This is a genomic window from Nocardiopsis sp. TRM 82005 (assembly GCF_056312425.1).
The window spans coordinates 138,920-155,836 of the sequence record NZ_JBWDTQ010000016.1; the positions used below are offsets into that span (position 1 = coordinate 138,920).

16 protein-coding genes are annotated in these 16,917 nt (G+C 70.7%); 10 read left to right on the plus strand and 6 right to left on the minus strand.

Translation table 11 applies throughout. The features are described from left to right. The 5 genes from AC0T5L_RS13175 (at window position 1) to AC0T5L_RS13195 (ending at window position 4,303) form a co-directional block, all read left to right on the plus strand. Complete coding sequence (locus AC0T5L_RS13175) at window positions 1–729, plus strand: YggS family pyridoxal phosphate-dependent enzyme (protein ID WP_476165714.1); 729 nt, start codon at window positions 1–3, stop codon at window positions 727–729. 136 nt (window positions 730–865) lie between these two features. Then, window positions 866–1,393: a cell division protein SepF gene (locus AC0T5L_RS13180; protein ID WP_476165715.1), complete on the plus strand. Its 528-nt coding sequence runs from the start codon at window positions 866–868 to the stop codon at window positions 1,391–1,393. 39 nt (window positions 1,394–1,432) lie between these two features. Continuing rightward, window positions 1,433–1,723, plus strand: coding sequence for a YggT family protein (locus tag AC0T5L_RS13185; RefSeq protein ID WP_476165716.1), 291 nt, complete (start codon window positions 1,433–1,435; stop codon window positions 1,721–1,723). Between the two features lie 132 nt (window positions 1,724–1,855). Next, window positions 1,856–2,767 carry a DivIVA domain-containing protein gene (locus tag AC0T5L_RS13190; RefSeq protein WP_476165717.1) on the plus strand — a complete coding sequence of 304 codons (912 nt, stop codon included), beginning with the start codon at window positions 1,856–1,858 and terminating at the stop codon, window positions 2,765–2,767. 66 nt (window positions 2,768–2,833) lie between these two features. Then, on the plus strand, window positions 2,834–4,303 hold the full coding sequence (locus AC0T5L_RS13195; RefSeq protein WP_476165718.1) for an AAA family ATPase: 1,470 nt from the start codon (window positions 2,834–2,836) through the stop codon (window positions 4,301–4,303). A gap of 73 nt (window positions 4,304–4,376) precedes the next feature. Here the strand turns inward: AC0T5L_RS13195 and ileS are convergent, their stop codons facing one another. Then, window positions 4,377–7,577: an isoleucine--tRNA ligase gene (ileS, locus tag AC0T5L_RS13200; RefSeq protein ID WP_476165719.1), complete on the minus strand. Its 3,201-nt coding sequence runs from the start codon at window positions 7,575–7,577 to the stop codon at window positions 4,377–4,379. A 363-nt stretch (window positions 7,578–7,940) separates the two neighbouring features. On the opposite strand from ileS, the gene AC0T5L_RS13205 reads away from it, so the two are divergent. The 3 genes from AC0T5L_RS13205 to AC0T5L_RS13215 all read left to right on the plus strand — a co-directional run bounded on the left by AC0T5L_RS13205 (window position 7,941) and on the right by AC0T5L_RS13215 (window position 10,148). After that, window positions 7,941–8,201 (plus strand): hypothetical protein, encoded by a 261-nt coding sequence (locus AC0T5L_RS13205; protein ID WP_476165720.1) that lies wholly within the window; start codon window positions 7,941–7,943, stop codon window positions 8,199–8,201. 415 nt (window positions 8,202–8,616) lie between these two features. Then, window positions 8,617–9,225 carry a signal peptidase II gene (lspA, locus tag AC0T5L_RS13210; RefSeq protein WP_476165721.1) on the plus strand — a complete coding sequence of 203 codons (609 nt, stop codon included), beginning with the start codon at window positions 8,617–8,619 and terminating at the stop codon, window positions 9,223–9,225. After that, window positions 9,222–10,148, plus strand: coding sequence for an RluA family pseudouridine synthase (locus AC0T5L_RS13215; RefSeq protein ID WP_476165722.1), 927 nt, complete (start codon window positions 9,222–9,224; stop codon window positions 10,146–10,148). Before lspA ends, AC0T5L_RS13215 begins: the two co-directional genes overlap by 4 nt. Before the next feature lie 33 nt (window positions 10,149–10,181). Here AC0T5L_RS13215 and AC0T5L_RS13220 read toward each other — a convergent pair whose 3' ends face one another. Continuing rightward, window positions 10,182–11,153 carry a DMT family transporter gene (locus AC0T5L_RS13220; RefSeq protein ID WP_476165723.1) on the minus strand — a complete coding sequence of 324 codons (972 nt, stop codon included), beginning with the start codon at window positions 11,151–11,153 and terminating at the stop codon, window positions 10,182–10,184. A 73-nt stretch (window positions 11,154–11,226) separates the two neighbouring features. Here AC0T5L_RS13220 and AC0T5L_RS13225 point away from each other — a divergent pair, with 73 nt between their 5' ends. Next, window positions 11,227–12,132 carry a LysR family transcriptional regulator gene (locus AC0T5L_RS13225; protein ID WP_476165724.1) on the plus strand — a complete coding sequence of 302 codons (906 nt, stop codon included), beginning with the start codon at window positions 11,227–11,229 and terminating at the stop codon, window positions 12,130–12,132. Between the two features lie 76 nt (window positions 12,133–12,208). Here AC0T5L_RS13225 and AC0T5L_RS13230 read toward each other — a convergent pair whose 3' ends face one another. The 4 genes from AC0T5L_RS13230 to AC0T5L_RS13245 form a co-directional block, all read right to left on the minus strand. Then, window positions 12,209–13,888: a thiamine pyrophosphate-dependent enzyme gene (locus tag AC0T5L_RS13230; protein WP_476165725.1), complete on the minus strand. Its 1,680-nt coding sequence runs from the start codon at window positions 13,886–13,888 to the stop codon at window positions 12,209–12,211. 273 nt (window positions 13,889–14,161) lie between these two features. Then, window positions 14,162–14,479 carry an AzlD domain-containing protein gene (locus AC0T5L_RS13235; RefSeq protein WP_476165726.1) on the minus strand — a complete coding sequence of 106 codons (318 nt, stop codon included), beginning with the start codon at window positions 14,477–14,479 and terminating at the stop codon, window positions 14,162–14,164. Then, window positions 14,476–15,198 carry an AzlC family ABC transporter permease gene (locus tag AC0T5L_RS13240; RefSeq protein ID WP_476165823.1) on the minus strand — a complete coding sequence of 241 codons (723 nt, stop codon included), beginning with the start codon at window positions 15,196–15,198 and terminating at the stop codon, window positions 14,476–14,478. The genes AC0T5L_RS13235 and AC0T5L_RS13240 overlap by 4 nt, the downstream gene beginning before the upstream one ends. Window positions 15,199–15,323: 125 nt before the next feature. After that, window positions 15,324–16,181 (minus strand): AraC family transcriptional regulator, encoded by an 858-nt coding sequence (locus AC0T5L_RS13245; RefSeq protein ID WP_476165727.1) that lies wholly within the window; start codon window positions 16,179–16,181, stop codon window positions 15,324–15,326. A 152-nt stretch (window positions 16,182–16,333) separates the two neighbouring features. On the opposite strand from AC0T5L_RS13245, the gene AC0T5L_RS13250 reads away from it, so the two are divergent. Continuing rightward, the gene (locus tag AC0T5L_RS13250) at window positions 16,334–16,771 is read left to right on the plus strand and encodes a GNAT family N-acetyltransferase (protein ID WP_476165728.1); all 438 of its coding nucleotides are present in this window, start codon (window positions 16,334–16,336) and stop codon (window positions 16,769–16,771) included. Window positions 16,772–16,917: the final 146 nt, after the last annotated feature.

A 16,917-nucleotide genomic window follows, 5' to 3' on the forward strand; every position in this document is an offset into this window, starting at 1 on the left:
GTGACACACGCAGACCCCGCTCGCGTCGAGCAGGTCCGCGCCAATCTCGACGCGGTGCGGGACAGGATCGATGCGGCCTGTGCCAAGGCCGACCGGAGCCCCGACGAGGTGTCGTTGGTCGCCGTCACCAAGACCTACCCGGCGTCCGATGTGCGGATTCTCGCCTCACTCGGAGTCACCGACGTGGGGGAGAACCGCGACCAGGAGGCCGCCCCCAAGGCCGCCGAGACCGCTGACCTCGATCTGGCCTGGCACTTCGTCGGCCAGTTGCAGACCAACAAGGCCCGGTCGGTGGCCTCCTACGCCGACGTCGTGCACTCGGTGGACCGCGCCAAGCTGGCCCGGGCGCTGGGTGAGCGCGCCGCCGCGGCCGACCGGCGCCTCACCTGTCTGATCCAGGTCAACCTCGACGAGGACTCGCGTGCGGGAGAGATCGGCCCGCGCGGGGGTGTCGACCCCGGTGACACGCTCGAACTCGCCGCGCGGATCGACGAGCACGAGGCGCTCACCCTCGGCGGTGTGATGGCGGTTGCTCCCCGTGAGGGCGATCCCTCGATGGCGTTCGCACGGCTTTATACGCTCGCCAGCCGGGTCCGGGATCGCTATCCTCTGGCGACGGTGATCTCCGCGGGCATGAGCGGGGATCTCGAAGCGGCGATCGAGCGAGGCGCGACACACCTGCGACTCGGTACGGCGTTGCTCGGCAACCGGGAACCGATCGTGGGGTAATGTCCCCACATAGACCTTGGAACCCGTCTGTGGAGTTCGCCCGAATGGGCACCCGATCCCTGGAACGCGGGGTTGGACGGGTCAGTACGGAGGAGTCGGCTGCGGTGAAGGCCGCGGGGACGACGGAGGACATGAGATGGCCGGCGCGATGCGCAAGATGGCGGTCTACCTCGGCCTCGTGGAGGACGACCGTTACGATCACCGCTATGCGGACGAATATGATGAGTTCGACGATTTCGACGAGGGAGTGGACGAGCAGCGCGACCGTGACGCTGCCACCCCACCCGGCGAGGAAGCACGAGGCGACGCAGTGACGGACACCGGCGGCTACCTGGGTACAGGTGAACGACGCGGTGGCATGACCGCGACCGCCTCCACCGCCGACCTCGCTCGGATCACCACACTCCATCCCCGCACATACAACGAGGCGCGTACCATCGGAGAGCACTTCCGGGAGGGCACGCCGGTGATCATGAACCTGACCGAGATGGTCGACAGCGACGCCAAGCGTCTGGTCGACTTCGCGGCTGGTCTGATCTTCGGTCTGCATGGCAGTATCGAACGCGTCACCAACAAGGTGTTCCTGCTGTCCCCGGCCAATGTCGAGGTGACCGCCGAGGACAAGGCGCGGATCGCCGAGCGAGGGTTCTTCAATCAGAGCTAGAACATCACATTTGTCCAGAGATTGGGTCGAGGAACGACCGTGAGTATCGTCCTGTCCGTGCTGATCCTCCTGCTACAGCTCTTCATTTTCGTGCTGTTGGCGCGGGTGATCCTGGAGATGGTGCAGTCCTTCTCCAGAACATGGCGCCCCACGGGGTTCGTGCTCGTGATCGCCGAGATCGTGTACACGATCACCGACCCGCCGCTGAGGTTCCTGCGCAGGTTCATCAAGCCGGTACGCCTGGGGAGCATCGCACTCGATCTGAGCGTCTTGGTCCTCTTCATCGGGGTGTACATCTTGATCGGTCTGCTCAGCCCCTTTGCTCAGTAGGTAGGGAAACGGAGAAGGGGAGCAACCGCCCCGGATTCCGCTATGTGGTCTTGGTCATGATCCGGATTGCCGTAAGGTCACGATCAGGTAGCGTCCCTACGGACAGACTCCAAGCGCGCCAAGGAGACGAAGATGCCGCTAACACCCGCCGATGTGCGGAACAAGCAGTTCAGTACGACCCGGCTCCGACCGGGATACGACGAGGAAGAGGTCGATGCCTTCCTTGACGAGGTCGAGTCCGAGCTCGACCGGCTGATCCAGGAGAACGAGGAACTGCGCGGCAAGCTGGCCGAGTGCCTGCGGGGCAAGGTACCCAACGCCGGTATGCAGGACTTCCAGGAGCAGGCCCCGGCTCAGGCCCCGGAGCAGCACGAGCAGGTGCGCCCGGAGCCGGTCCAGCCGCCGCAGGCCGTGGAGCCGCAGCCCCCGGCCCAGCAGCAGATGCCGATGACCGGCGCGAACCTGGCCATGGGCGGCGAGGAGAACATGGACACGGCCGCCCGCGTCCTGGCCCTCGCTCAGCAGACCGCCGACCAGGCGATCTCCGACGCGCGCCGCGAGGCCGACGAGACCCTCGGCCGCGCCCGCCACGAGTCCGAGGACATCCTCGGCAAGGCTCGCCAGCAGGCCGACCAGATCATCGGTGAGGCCCGCGCCCGTTCGGAGAACCTGGACAGGGACGCCCAGGAGCGTCACCGTCAGGTCATGGGCAGCCTCGTCCAGCAGCGCGAGGAGCTGGAGCACAAGGTCAACGTTCTCAAGGGATTCGAGCGCGAGTACCGCAGCCGCCTGAAGGACTACTTCGAGCGTCAGCTGCGCGAGCTCAACGAGGAGAACAAGCCGGCGGAGCCGAACGCGGGCCCGACCCCTGGCCCGAGCCAGAACCCGAACCCGAACACCACGGGCGGCTTCCAGACGATGGCTCCGCAGACCGGCGGAACGCCCGCTCTCCAGCACGGCCCCTCAGGCAACCCGTTCGGGCAGCCCGAGCCCGCCCAGCACGGTGGATTCCACCCGGGCGAGGCTCCGCACGAGCGTCGCTGACGATCCGGCGGTATCCCGAACAACTGAAGACTCCGGTACAACACGTGTAAAGGCCCTGGTCGACCCGTGATCCTTAGCATCCTCGCGGCCGTGGCGGTGCTGGCGGCCATCGCCGTCATCGCGGCTGCCCTGGTTCTCGCCGAAACCGTCCTGGTGTACGTCGCACTGGGACTGGCAGGCGTCAGCGCCCTCCTACTGCTGGGGGCACTCGTCCAGGGAAGGCCTGGCGGGGACCGACGGGATCGTTCTGGGACGGACGGTTTGGGGAAGGCGTCCGTCCACGTCCCGACCGCCTCCGCGGCGGTCCCAGGCGCACACGTGGAGCCGGAGCACTCCGGGCGCGTACCCGCACCGGTCTCCGGGCCGGTGCGGGAATTTCCCGTTCCGGAGGAGCCCTCCTGGCCGGCCCCGGCGCCGGAGGATCCCGGTCACGAGGAACCGGAGTACGACGTCCCCCGCTGGCAGACTCCCACGGCCCACGACTGGTCGGAACCGGACGCGGCGACGCCCGGCCCCGTCCCGGCCGAGGAGGAGCCCTCCCGCTGGAAGACCCCGGCCGAAGGCGGCTGGCCGGTTCCCGCTCCGAGGGTCGAGGAGCGGACGTCCGACACGGCCGCGGAGAGCGAGCCCGGGTCCGATGGGCACACCACCCCGTACACACCCCCCTTCTCCTACAGCGTTCCGGGGCGTTCCCCGGAGGACGCGGTGCGGGAGGACGGTCTCGAGGAGCCCTCCACCGACGCTTCCGAGGACCGGACCGAAGCGGACGAGTCCGCTGCCGAGCCGGAGGAGACCGAGCCGCAGGAGACCGCCCCCCTCTCCCACAGCGTTCCCCCGCGTGAGGACCGGACGGAGGACGAGTACGCCGGGGAGGGTTCCGGGTCCGAGGAGGAGCCGAAGGCCCCGGCTGCCTCCGCTGAGCCCTTCTCCTACAGCGTTCCGGGGCGTTCCTCGGAGGACGCGGTGCGGGAGGACGGCTTCGAGGAGCCCTCCGCCGACGGTTCCGAGGACCGGACGGAGGAGACGGAGCGGGAAACGGCCGACGGAGAGTGGGAGGAAGGCGGTGCCTCCTCCGGCGGTGCTCCCCAGCGCGAGGACCGGGCGGAGGGCGAGCCGGCCGAGGAGAGCGCCGAGGCCGACGCCGCCGACGGCGCTGATGACGCGGACGGTCCGGAGACCACCGTCTTCGCAGCCGTCACCGGGGACCCGGATCCGGTGACCGGCCACGTTACCGCTGAGGACGCCGGTACCGAGGCCAGCACCGGTACCTCCGAGGCCGAGGACGCCGAGGAGGGGGACGAGCCGTCGTCCGACAACGGGGGCGCCGAGCCCTCCGCCTCCTTCAGCTACCGTGTCCCCGTCAGCCCTTCGGCTGATACGGCGGGGGAGGACGAGGTCCCCGAAACCACGGCGGAGTTCGGCCGCGGGGAGCGGGGCGGCTCCGAGGAGGCGGGCGGTGAGGCCGACTCCGCCATGACCCGCGCCGCCGCCCCGGAGCACGACCCTGGCAGCGGCTCCGCCGACGACGGCCGCTGAGCCCTCCACGCACATACGCGAGCGGGCGCCACTCCCTTCCGGAGCGGCGCCCGTCCACGTTCTTCGGGCCTGGTCAGGCCTTGCGGAACCCGAAGGACACACCGAACTCCTCCGAGGAGACGGTGTGCAGGTCCTTGGCCGGGCCACCGGGTACGAACACGTCGGCCAGGACCTCGGCGGCGATCGCCCGGCCGTGCTCGTCAAGCGCCAGCTCGGTGACCTCGTCCGTGGCCGACCACCACACCTCGATGCGGTCCGACACGTCCAGCCCGCTCTTCTTGCGGGCGTCCTGGAGCATCCGGACCATCTCGCGGGCCAGACCGGCGCGGCGCAGCTCCGGAGTGAGCTCCAGGTCCAGGGCCACGGTCTCGCTGGACTCGGACGCCACCGCCCAGCCCTCGCGGGGCTGTTCGGTCACCAGCAGTTCGTCGGAGCTGACCTCCACCGGCTCGTCCTCCACGTGCACCCGGGTCCAGCCGGTCTCGCGCACCTGCCGTACCAGGGTGGCCGGGTCTGCGGTCTGGATGGCCTTGGCCACCAGCGGCGTGCGCTTGGCGAACCGCTTGCCCAACGCGCGGAAGTTCGGCTTCACGATGTAGTCCACCAGGTCGCCGCCCACCGAGGACAGCGAGTCCAGCGCGGTCACGTTCAGCTCGTCCGCGATCTGGCCGCGCAGCTGTTCCGGGAGGTCGGCGAAGCCCGAGGCGCCCACCAGGGCGCGAGCCAGCGGCTGGCGGGTGCGCACCGCCGAGTCCACCCGGGCCGAGCGGCCCAGCTCCACCAGGCGGCGGGTCAGCGCCATGTTGCCGGACAGATCCGGAGCGATGAGGTCCTCGCGTACCTCCGGCCACGGGGCCAGGTGCACCGACTCCGGCGCGCCCGGTCGGCGCAGCGCCGCCCACACGTGGTCGGTCAGGAACGGCACGATCGGCGCCATCAGCAGCGTGACGGTCTCCAGGGCCTCGAACAGCGTCGCGAAGGCCGCCGCGCCCTCGGGGGTGCCGGCTCCTCCCCAGAACCGGCGACGGGAGCGGCGCACGTACCAGTTGGACACGTCGTCCACGAACGCGGTCAGCCGGCGACCGGCCGTGGTGGTGTCGAAGGAGTCCAGCGCCTCGGTGACGTCCCGGACGACCTCGTTCAGCTCCGAAAGCAGCCACCGGTCCAGGAGCGGCCGGTCCTGCGGCTCGGGGGCCGCGGCCAGCTTGGAGTGGTCCCAGCCCTCACCGGCGTTCGCGTACAGGGTGAAGAAGGACACGGTGCTGTAGTAGGTCAGCAGCACCTTGCGGACGATCTCCTCCAGAGCGGCGTGGCCCACCCGGCGGGCGGTCCACGGCGAGCCGCTGGCCAGCATGAACCAGCGCAGCGCGTCGGCGCCGTGCTGGTCCATCACCGTGATCGGCTCCATGACGTTGCCCAGGTGCTTGCTCATCTTGCGGCCGTCCTCGGCGAGGATGTGGCCGAGCACGACCACGTTCTCGAAGGAGTTGCGGCCGAACACCAGGGTGTTCACCGCCAGCAGCGAGTAGAACCAGCCACGGGTCTGGTCGATGGCCTCGGAGATGTACTGCGCCGGGAAGTTGTCCCGGAAGGTCTCCTCGTTCTGGTGCGGGGCGCCCCACTGGGCGAAGGGCATGGATCCGGAGTCGAACCAGGCGTCGATGACCTCGGGGACGCGGCGGGCCACCCGCTCCTCCTCGGGCAGGGAGGGGTCGGCGTCCGGGTCGGGGATGACGATGTCGTCGACGTAGGGCCGGTGCGGGTCCAGGGCCGACAGGTCCTGCCCGCTGAGTCGTCCCAGCTCCTCCAGGGAGCCCACACAGATCTGGCGGCCGTCTGGGAACTCCCAGACCGGCAACGGGGTGCCCCAGTAGCGGTTGCGGGACAGCGCCCAGTCGACGTTGCCGCGCAGCCACTCGCCGAAGCGGCCCTCCTTGACGTTCTCCGGCACCCAGTTGGTGGCCTGGTTCTGTTCGAGGAGCTCGTCCTTGACCGCGGTGGTGCGGATGTACCAGGACGGGACCGCGTAGTACAGCAGCGCCGTGTGGCAGCGCCAGCAGTGCGGGTAGGAGTGCTCGTAGTCCAGGTGGCGAAAGAGCAGGCCGCGGTCCTTGAGGTCGCGCACCAGGGTCTTGTCGGCCTTCTTGAAGAACTCCCCGCCCACCAGGGGCAGGTCGGCCTCGAAGGTGCCGTCAGGGCGGACAGGGTTGACCACGGGCAGGCCGTAGGCGCGGCACACCAGCATGTCGTCGCCACCGAAGGCGGGCGACTGGTGGACTAGGCCGGTACCGTCCTCGACCGTGACGTAGTCGGCGAGCACGATGTAGTGGGCGGGCTCGTCGAAGGGCACCAGGTCGAAGGGGCGCTCGTAGGTCCAGCGCTCCATCTCGTCGCCCTCGAAGCTCTCGCCGGTGAGCTCCCAGCCCTCACCGAGTACCTTCTCGAACAGCGGGCGCGCCACGAGCAGGCGCTCATCTCCGTTGGCCGCCACCACGTACTCCACCTCCGGGTGCACGGCCACGGCGGTGTTGGACACCAGCGTCCACGGGGTGGTCGTCCACACCAGCAGCGAGGTGGGGTGCTCGGGCGAGGCCAGCGGGCCGGAGGTCACCGGGAAGCGCACGTACACCGACGGGTCGGTGACGGTCTCATAGCCCTGGGCCAGCTCGTGGTCGGAGAGCGTGGTGCCGCAGCGCGGGCAGTAGGGGCTGATCCGGTAGTCGCGGACCAGCAGTTCCCTGTCCCAGATCTGCTTGAGCGCCCACCACACCGACTCCACGTACTGCGGGGACATGGTGCGGTAGGCGTCGTCCATGTTCACCCAGTAGCCCATGCGCTCGGTCATGGCGGTGAACGCGTCCACGTTGCGCAGGACGGACTCGCGGCAGCGGTCGTTGAACTCGGCGATGCCGAAGGACTCGATGTCCTTCTTGCCGGACAGGCCCAGCTCCTTCTCCACGGCGACCTCGACGGGCAGGCCGTGGCAGTCCCAGCCCGCCTTGCGGTCCACGTGGTAGCCGCGCATGGTGCGAAAACGTGGGAAGACGTCCTTGAAGGCACGGGCCTCGACGTGGTGCACGCCGGGCTGGCCGTTCGCGGTGGGCGGGCCTTCGTAGAAGACCCAGTTGGGGCCGCCACGGGTCTGGTCGAGCGAGCGCTGGAAGACATCCTCCTTCGACCAGCGGCCGAGGATCTCGCGCTCCATGGCGGGCAGGTTGATCTGCGCGGGCAGCTGGGGCAGCGCGCGGGATTCGGGCCGGGGGTCGTTGGCCACCGTCGTACCTTTCCATCAGGGGTGTTCCTGACGGAGGGACGAGGCGCACGGCCCCGCGGTACCACCCTCCTTGGATCGCGGCCGCGCCGCTGGGTCGCGGGCGACGGATCCCTCTTCGTTGCGCTGTGCCGGTTCTACTGGGGCGCTCGACGCGCGGGCGCCCGTTCTTCCGGCGGCTCCGGGGTGATCTTCGCGCTGGTCGTGCCCCCGGGCTTCCACCACCCCCGGGTCGCTTGGCCGGACCAGTCCTTCTAAGCTGTGTCCGTCCGGTCGGGGCCAGCACTACTCGTCCCCATCGACACCTGGAGTCAGGATAACGCAGCGGGTGGGGACCCGCCGCGCAGTTCAAGGAAGGGGGCCGTCGTGGTAGAGGGTGTTCGGGGCGCGGTCCTGGTGACGCTGCCCGATCGCGAGGACGCCGACGAGCTGGCCGAACAGCTCTCGGAGCAGGGGTATGAGCCGTGCCTGGTGCACCGGGACATGCTCGCGGGCGAGGACGACGCCGAGGACGTGGACTGGGTGATCGAGGTACACACGGGGCCGCACGGCGGCCCGGCGGTGTTCGACGAGTCCCACCTGTCTGCGCTGGCGCAGGATTACGGCGGTTTCGCGGCCGCGGACTGACACGGGCCGACTGACTTCCGGGGCGCACCGGGCGGGAGACGGGTGTCACCGGCAGGGGAGCGCAACGCCACGGAGTGTCGACTGTGTCGGCGGAGCACCCGGGTTCTCCGGCACGGCCCAGCGCACAGCCCCATGGCCCGGGGCGCGGGGGACGGGCACCGGTCCGCCCGAGGGGGAGGGCGAGGTCTCAGGCGCGAATGCGATCCGGCGTTGGCCTACAATACTCGTGACCTGCTTTCCAGGGGAGAGCGGGCGATCGAACGGACGGACGCGGGAACCTACGGGGTCTGTGAGTCAGCGGCCAGGCCGTCGCGAAGGGTACGTCTGCGTGCCTTTCGCGCGCCACCCTGTGCGTCACCCGCGAACAGCGCGAGGAGCGTCGCTGACTGAGGTAGAGCCCTCCGGGGACAGGAACATGACCACGACCGACAACGCCGGCGTTCGTCCGCGCAGGTATCTTCTCCTGCTCATCGTCGCGCTCGCCGCGATCGGCGTCGACCTCCTCACCAAGGAGTGGGTCCTGGATGCCTTCTCCGAGGGCGAGAGGCTCGACGTCATCGGCAGCCTTCTTCAATTCACCCTGGTGTTCAACACCGGTGCCGCCTTCTCCATGGGTACCGACTTCACATGGGTGTTCACCTGCATCGCCAGCCTCGTGGTCATCGTCATTGGCTACATGGGCCTACGGGTGCGCAGCCTCTGGTGGGCGGTGACGCTCGGCCTGATGATGGGCGGCGCCGCCGGGAACCTGCTGGACCGCCTCTTCCGCGACCCGGCCCCCTTCCACGGCGCGGTGGTCGACTTCATCAGCGTGGGGAACTTCCCGGTCTTCAACATCGCCGACTCGTGCGTGGTCGTGGGTGCGGTCCTGGTCGTGGCGCTGACCTTCAAGGGGCTCAACCTGGACGGCAGCGTCGTCGTGGACGAGCGCGGGAAGAAGGACGGCGGGAGCGGGGACGCCAACGGTGCCAGGGACGCCGGGGAACCCGGTGGGGACGACACGAGTGGAGGGAGAAGCCAGTGAGTGACATCCGTAGTCTGCCCGTGCCTGACGGCCTGGAGGGCGACCGGCTCGACTCGGCCATCGCCCGCATGTTCGGCCTGTCCCGTACCCGGGCCGCCGAGCTCATCGGTGACGGCAGCGTACTGGTCGAAGGTTCCGAGGCGGGCAAGTCCGACCGCGTCCAGGCGGGATCCTGGCTGGAGATCACCCTCCCGCCGCCGCCCACCGCACCCGTTCCGCGCCCCGACCCCGTCCCGGGCATGCGGATCGTTCACGAGGACGCCGACATCATCGTGGTGGACAAGCCGGTCGGCGTGGTCGCCCACCCCACGGTCGGCTGGACCGGGGCCACCGTCCTGGAAGGGCTGCTGGCCTCCGGCGTGCAGGTGGCCACCGGCGGCGCCGCCGAGCGCCAGGGCATCGTGCACCGGCTGGACGCCAACACCACCGGCCTGATGGTGGTCGCCAAGAGCGAGATCGCCTACAGCGTGCTCAAGCGGGCGTTCAAGGAGCGCACCGTGGACAAGCGCTACCACACGCTCGTCCAGGGACACCCGGATCCGTTCCGGGGAACCGTGGACGCGCCGATCGACCGGCACCCGTCCGGTGACGGGCGCTGGGCCGTGGTCGCGGGCGGGCGCCCGTCGGTGACGCACTACGACACGCAGGAGGCCTTCCGGGCCGCGAGCCTGCTGGAGATCAAGCTGGAGACGGGTCGTACCCACCAGATCCGGGTGCACATGGCCGCGCTGCGGCACCCGTGCGTGGGCGACATGCTCTACGGCGCCGACCCGACACTGGCCGAACGGCTGGGTGTGCGCCGCCAGTGGCTGCACGCGGTACGGCTGGGCTTCGAACACCCCACCGAGCACCGCCCGGTGGAGTTCTCCAGCCCTTACCCGGACGACCTCACCGCCGCCGTCGACGTCCTGCGCGAGGACTGAACCGGTCGGTCGCCGGTGGAGGGCCCGCAGCCGTCATCCCCTCCGCTTGGGCGGGATGACGTACCGGGTGCGGACCACGCCCTGGCACAGGGCGGCGCCCAGGATGATGACCAGCGCGCCCAGCGGCTGGTTCCAGCTCAGGGTCTCACCCATCAGCACGATCCCGGCGGTGATCGCCACCACCGGGGCCACGTAGGTGACAGTGGTCGCCACGGTCGCCCCGCCCTCCCGCACGATCGCGTACTGGAGGACGTAGGCGATGCCGGTGCCGAAGGCGCCCAGGGCGCTCACCGACACCACCACCTGCCACGTGAGTTCCGTGGGCATCTCGGTGAACACCGGGACCAACAGCGCCAGCGGGACGGAGCCCAGGAGTAGTTGCAGGGTGCTCAGCTCCAGGGCGCCGTGTGAGCTGCCCGCCACGAAGCGGCGCAGGTAAGGAGTGCCGATCCCGTAGCAGGCGGTGGCTCCTACGACGAACAGCATGCCGAGCACGGCGTCGCGGTCGCTGACGGTCACCTCACCGAGGGAGTTCCACACCCCGAACACGGTGAGCACGCCCAGGAAGCCGATTCCCAGGCCGATGACCCGGTCGCGGTCGGGGTGCTCGTCGGAGAGCAGGATCATCGAGAACACCACGCCGAAGAGCGGTGTCGAGGCGTTGACGATCCCCATGAGGGCGGAGGGGATGAGCTGCGCGGCGTACCCGAACAGGGTGAAGGGGACCGTGTTGAGCAGCAGCGCCGCCACGAACATGTGGCCCCACAGCCGCGGTGAGGTCGGCAGGCGACCGCCACGCACCAGCAGGACCGCCAGCAGGGGGACGGCCCCGGTGATCATGCGCCCGAGGGCGATCTGCATGGGGGAGAGGGCTTCGGCTCCGATCTTGATGAGGAGGAAGCTCATGCCCCAGATCAGGGCGAGAAGGACGAACTTGGCGCGCCAGTCCGACAGCAGGCGGCGCGGGGCGTCGACTGGAGCGGATACGGGGGAGACAGCGGACATGGGATGTTTCTACCGTCAGCAGATGGCTTAGGTCTACTTCTTATTACTTAAGCCAGACCTTAGAATCGCTTACATGCTCAGCGTCGACCGGCTCCGTGTTCTTCACACCATCGCGGCGCACGGCTCCCTCAGCGCCGCCGCCGATGCCCTCCACGTCACCAACTCCGCAGTTTCCCAGCAGCTCACCAAACTCGAACGCGAGGTCGGGCAGTCCCTCGTCGAGCGCAACGGCCGTGGCGTCCGCCTCACCGACGCGGCCGAGCTCCTGGTCGAGCACACCGCCATGATCCTGTCCATGGTCCAGCGCGCTGAGGCGGATCTGGAGGCGCACCGCGACGACGTCACCGGGCACCTGCGCCTGTCCGCCACGCCCACCGCCGTCCGCGGACTCCTCCCACACGCGCTCTCCTCCCTGCGTGAGGCCCATCCCGGACTCCAGGTGGAGCTGCACGAGGAGGAACCGCACGAGAGCGTGGCCGGCATGGCCCGGGGAGACGCCGACCTGGCCATGGTCGTCGACTGGGTCGGAGCCCCGCTGAGCCTGCCCAGCGGTATGAGCCGCGCCCCGCTCATGGAGGACATCGGCGACATCGCCCTGCCCGCCGACCACCCCCTCGCCCACCGCGAACTCCTCGCCCCGGAGGAGATCCTCGACCTGCCCTGGATCAGCTGGTCGCGCGGATCGATCTGTGACGACTGGCTGCACGGCATGATCCGGGCACGCGGCGGCGAGCCCAGCATCGCCCACAACGTGGAGGAGCACCAGACCAAGCTGGCGCTCATCGCGGCCGGGATCGGCGCGGCCGTCATGCCCCGCCTGGGGCGCGGCCCCCTGCCGGAGGGTGTGCGGGTGGTGCCCGTGCAGCCCGCTCTGGTGCGCCAGGTGTACGTGTTCTGGCGCACCGACACCTCCCGCCGGCCAGGGATCCGTGCTACCGTACGCGCCTTGCGCGAGGCGGCCGCCGCCTACGGCGACTGATCCGCCCGCGTGCCCGGCCCCCGTGTGTCCGTCCCGGTGGCCGGGCGGCCACCGGGACCACCGGGCCGTGGTTCGCTCAGCCGCCCAGCAGGCCGGACAGGGTGGCGGTCGGACTGATCACCTCCGGATCCGTCCGTACGTCGACCAGGGTGGGCAGGTCCGCCCCCACCGACTCCGCCAGCGCCTTCTCCAGCTCCTCCCGGGTGTGGACGGTCGCGCCACGCGCTCCCAGTGACCGGGCGAACCCCGCCAGGTCCAAGGGGCCGCTGATACGGGTCCCCGCGGTCCGGCCCAGTTCGCGGGCCTGGTGCATGGCGATCGTGCCGTAAAGCCCGTTCTGGAACACCACCACGGTGATCGGCGCACCCATCCGCACCGCCGTCTCCAGTTCCTGCCCGGTCATCAGGGTGCCGCCGTCACCGGCCACCGCCACCACCGTCCGGTCCGGGGCGGTGATCTTGGCCGCGACCGCGGCGGGCACGGCATAGCCCATGGCCCCGCTGGTGGGCGCCAACTGGGTGTGGGAGTGCCGGAACCACCAGCCCCGGTGCAGGAAGGAGGCGAAATTGCCCGCGTCGTTGGTGATCAGGGCGTCCTCGGGCAGCGCCGCGCGCATACCCGCGATCACCGCCCACGGGTGCAGCCGGGAACCGGCGTGGCCGGTCGCCTCGGGCGGCACGGTGGCGGTGTCCACCCACATCCGGCGCGCCGAGCTCCAGTCACGGTAGGGCGCCTGTACCGGTGCCTCGGCGAGTTCGTGCAGGGCCTTTCGCGCGTCGGCGACCGCGCCGAACCACAGGTCGGCGGTGGCTCCCAGCTGACCGGGGTCGATGTCGATCTGCGCGACCCGGACATGGCCGTCCGGTTCGGGCAGCCGGTACCCCTGCGTGGTGGTCTCGCTCATCCGGCATCCGACGATCAGGACCGCGTCGGCCTCCGACAGCGCGTTCAGCACCGGGGGAGGACATCCCAGCCCCAGGTGGCCGAGGTAGAGCGGGTGGTCGTTGGGGAACACGTCCTGCCGCCGCCAGGCCGCGTACACGCCGGTGTTGAAGTGCTCAGCGACCCGGACGAGGTCCTCGCGGGCCGCGCGTGCGCCGCCGCCCGCGATGATCACCGGGCGTACCGCCCTGGCCAACCAGGTCGCCAACCGGTCCCGGGCCGCCTCGCCCATGACGGGGCGCGGGACCACGGGGGGCTCCGGCGGGTCCTGCGGGTCGACCCTCTGGCCGAACAGGTCGCCGGGTACCGCGATGGCCACCGGTCCGGGCCGTCCGGTGGTGGCCACGCGGATCGCCCTGGCGGTGGTCTCCGCGAGCCTGTCGGCCCGGTGCACGGTGGTGGACCACTTGGTGATGGGCGCGTAGAACGCGGTGAGGTCCACCTCCTGGAAGGCCTCTCTGCCCAGCCGTTCGGTCTCGGCCTGCCCCAGGAACACGATCATGGGGGTCGAGTCCTGCATGGCGGTGTGCACACCCACAGCCAGGTTGGACGCTCCCGGCCCCCTGGTGGCCGCGGCCACGGCCGGGACACCGGTGAGTTTGGCCTCGGCCTCGGCCATGAACCCGGCGCCGTTCTCATGCCGGGTGGAGACCAGGCGCATGCGGGGATGCTGGTCGATCTCGTCGGCGAGTTCCAGGAAACTCTCGCCGGGAACGGTGTAGCACCGTCTGATCCCGGCCGCGGACAAAACCTGTACCACCGCGTGTGCGGCGGTTTCGGCGGGCGGTCGGAGACGGCTGGCGGCTGTGGCCATGGGGGTGGAGTCCCTTCCATCGTCGCAAGGTCCACACGGTGCGTCCGGACGCGGTGTGTCAGGGTGTGGCGCGTCCGGGCGCGTGCGGCTGACTTTGACAGGCTGTCCCAGGCCGGTCAAGGACGGGGCCGCCCACCTGTGGACAACCTGGCCGAGTGTTGGGCCAGGAGTGTTCGTGCGGTACGAGGCCGTCGTGGAAGGGCCTCCTTGTCCAGGAGACCGCGGCGCGGCAGCTTTCGGCAGGGGCTGTGGATGAGCAGCGCCCGTCGGGGCTCAGCCGATGCCGAAGGCGCGCAGACCAGCCGTCGTGGCCGCGGCCGCGACGATCACGACGAGGAAGGGCGCGCGCAGGACCAGGGCGAGGACGGCGGCGCCCAGGCCGCCCATCCGCGCGGTGTCCCAGGCCAGCGCCTGACCCTCGCCACGCAGGGCCTCCACCGCGATCAGCGCGGCCAGTAGCGCGATGGGCACGGCGGTGGCGAAGCGGCGCAGCCACGGGTTGTCCAGGAGCCGCCGGGGCGCGGCCAGACCCGCGTACTTGAGTAGGTAGCAGCCCGCGGCGGTGGCGATGAGTGCGGTCCACAGGGTCACGGCCGAGCCCCCTCGGTGCTGGTTCCGGCCCCGGACACGGACCCGGCGTCGGGGGACCCGGCCGGGGCACCTTCCCCGGTGTCGGGGCCGAAGAGCGCGACCAGCGCGGCTGAGGCGGCCAGCAGCACCGGGACACCAGCGGGGAGGAACGGCGTCGAGGCCAGGGCGAGTCCCGCGCCGAGGAGCGCGATCAGCCAGGTACGGCCGTCGCCCTCGCGCAGGCGCGGCCACAGCAGTCCCAGGAAGATCGCCGGACCCACCGCGTCCAGCCCGAACGCGCTGATGTCGTTCACCCGCTCCGTGGCCAGCGCGCCGATCAGGGTCGTGGCCACCCAGAAGCCGCCCAGCACCGTGTAGGTCGTCACGAACGCGGTGCGCGCCGACTCCCGGTCCGGCTGGACCAGGGCCACCGCCGTGGTCTCGTCGATCACGCCGTGCGCGGCCAGCGCCCGCCGCGCGCCCCTCCAGCCCAGCACGTCCGCCAGGCGCAGCCCGTACAGGGTGTTGCGGGCGCCCAGGAGCAGTGCCCCCATCGCTCCCGCGACCAGGCTTCCGCCACCGGCGACCACCCCGACCAGGGCGAACTGGGAGGCCCCGGTGAACATGAACAGGCTCAGGAAGACGGACTGCGCAGGGGACAGGCCGGCGGCCACAGCCGCGGTGCCAAACGCCAGACCGGCGGCGCCCACGGCGATGCCGATCCCCATGCTGTCGCGCATCACGGGCGCACGAAGGAGAGAGAAGGATTTCACGCGCCCAACGTTAGGAGGACCGACCGCACGGCGTCTTGAACGTTCTTGCCGCTCCGTTCCGCGTCGAGTACCTGACGGCTCCGGGAGACGGGTCAGGAGGCGAGCAGGGCGCGCTGATAGGCACCGGGGGGTACCCCCAGGTGGCGCTTGAAATGGCGGGTCAGATGTGGCTGGTCGGCGAACCCCGCCTCGACGGCGACCTCGCCCGCCCGGCGGCCGGCGGCGAGCAGTGTCCGAGCCCGGTCCACCCGCAGCTGGTTGAGGTAGGCGTGCGGAGGCAGCCCGTGGGCGGCGCGGAAGCTCCGTGACAGCGTGAACGGGCCGATACCCAGCCGGGCGGCGAGCTCCTCCAGGGTCGGCGGGTCCACAAGCCGCTCGGCGAGGATGCGCCGGGCTCGCTCCACCTCGGGGCGGGCGGTGTGCCGGGCCGCCCCGGAGGCCCGTTCGCGGCCGTGGGAGCGCAGCAGCATGCCCAGGCCCTGCCGGGCGAGGGCGGAGGCGGACAGCCGGTCGCCGTGCTCGGCCGCCACGTGCGCGGAGGCCAGCACCCGTGCGGCCCCGGGCGCGTCGATGCCGGACTCGGTGAACGCCGGAGTTCCGCGCATGCCCAGTTCACGGGCGATGTCCGCCATCACTTCGGGCGAGGGGTAGAACACCCGGTAGCTCCAGCCCTCGGGGACCCCGGCGTGGCCGGTATGGACCTCCTCGGGACCCACCACCGCCAGCCCGCCCGGCCCCACGCGGGCCCTGCCCCGCCCGTGGGAGTACTCCTCGACGCCGCCGGTGATCACCCCGACGGTGTAGGTGGGGTGGGTGTGGCGGGTGAACGAGGTGGTGATGAAACGCGCCGTGAGGAGCTCGGTCTCGGGTAGTCCGGAGAAACGCCAGTAGTGCGCGTGCTCCGCGCGGGGATCCTCGGTCTTCGGGTGGATGTCGCTGGGCATGCCCATACACCCAGGTTAGGGAGTGCTGGCCGTGGAGGCGGCCGCTCCCCGACGTCTCCCGCGTTCTCTCCGTCACCTCGTGCCGGACCTTCCCGCCATGGGGGTTGTCGCGGGCCCGCGGGTCGGAGCGGGTCCGGCGCCGGGGCTAACCTTCGGGCATGACTACGACCGAGATCCGCCTGGCACGGGACGAGCGTGACCGTGCCGCAGTGTTCGTCATCCGGGGAGCCGTGTTCGTCGCGGAACAGCAGGTACCCGTCGAGGAGGAGTGGGACGCGCGTGACACCGCCGCCGACCACCTACTCGCCCTGGACGGCGGTGTCCCCGTGGGCACGGTACGCCTGGTGGACCCGGGGGGAGGCGCGGGGCTCCTCGGTCGCCTGGCGGTCCTGCCCAAGGGACGCGGCAGCGGTACCGGCGCCGCGTTGGTCCGTGCGGTGGAGGAGCGGGCCCGCGAGCGCGGGCTGAGAGCGGTGGAGCTGCACGCCCAGACGCACGCGCTGGGCTTCTACGCGCGGCTCGGCTACACCGCTCACGGCGACGAGTTCCTGGACGCCGGGATCCCGCACCTGCACATGGTGCGTAACCTGGGCTGACGCCGCCGAGGGTGCTCCCCGCCTCAGTGCCGTGTGACGGGGAGCGCACCCCCAGGTCAGGGCGTTCTGGAATACTACCGAGTAGGATTCGGTTTGACGGTGGTGCCCCCGCCCACCCGTGCACACGCCGACCCGACGAGGAACAC

Bases quoted from the DNA above. Each gene is read 5' to 3' on its own strand.
- AC0T5L_RS13180 (WP_476165715.1), top strand. From the start codon at position 866: ATGGCCGGCGCGATGCGCAAGATGGCGGTCTACCTCGGCCTCGTGGAG.
- AC0T5L_RS13190 (WP_476165717.1), top strand. From the start codon at position 1,856: ATGCCGCTAACACCCGCCGATGTGCGGAACAAGCAGTTCAGTACGACC.
- lspA (WP_476165721.1), top strand. From the start codon at position 8,617: ATGACCACGACCGACAACGCCGGCGTTCGTCCGCGCAGGTATCTTCTC.
- AC0T5L_RS13220 (WP_476165723.1), bottom strand. From the start codon at position 11,153: ATGTCCGCTGTCTCCCCCGTATCCGCTCCAGTCGACGCCCCGCGCCGC.
- AC0T5L_RS13225 (WP_476165724.1), top strand. From the start codon at position 11,227: ATGCTCAGCGTCGACCGGCTCCGTGTTCTTCACACCATCGCGGCGCAC.
- AC0T5L_RS13230 (WP_476165725.1), bottom strand. From the start codon at position 13,888: ATGGCCACAGCCGCCAGCCGTCTCCGACCGCCCGCCGAAACCGCCGCA.
- AC0T5L_RS13240 (WP_476165823.1), bottom strand. From the start codon at position 15,198: ATGCGCGACAGCATGGGGATCGGCATCGCCGTGGGCGCCGCCGGTCTG.
- AC0T5L_RS13245 (WP_476165727.1), bottom strand. From the start codon at position 16,181: ATGGGCATGCCCAGCGACATCCACCCGAAGACCGAGGATCCCCGCGCG.
- AC0T5L_RS13250 (WP_476165728.1), top strand. From the start codon at position 16,334: ATGACTACGACCGAGATCCGCCTGGCACGGGACGAGCGTGACCGTGCC.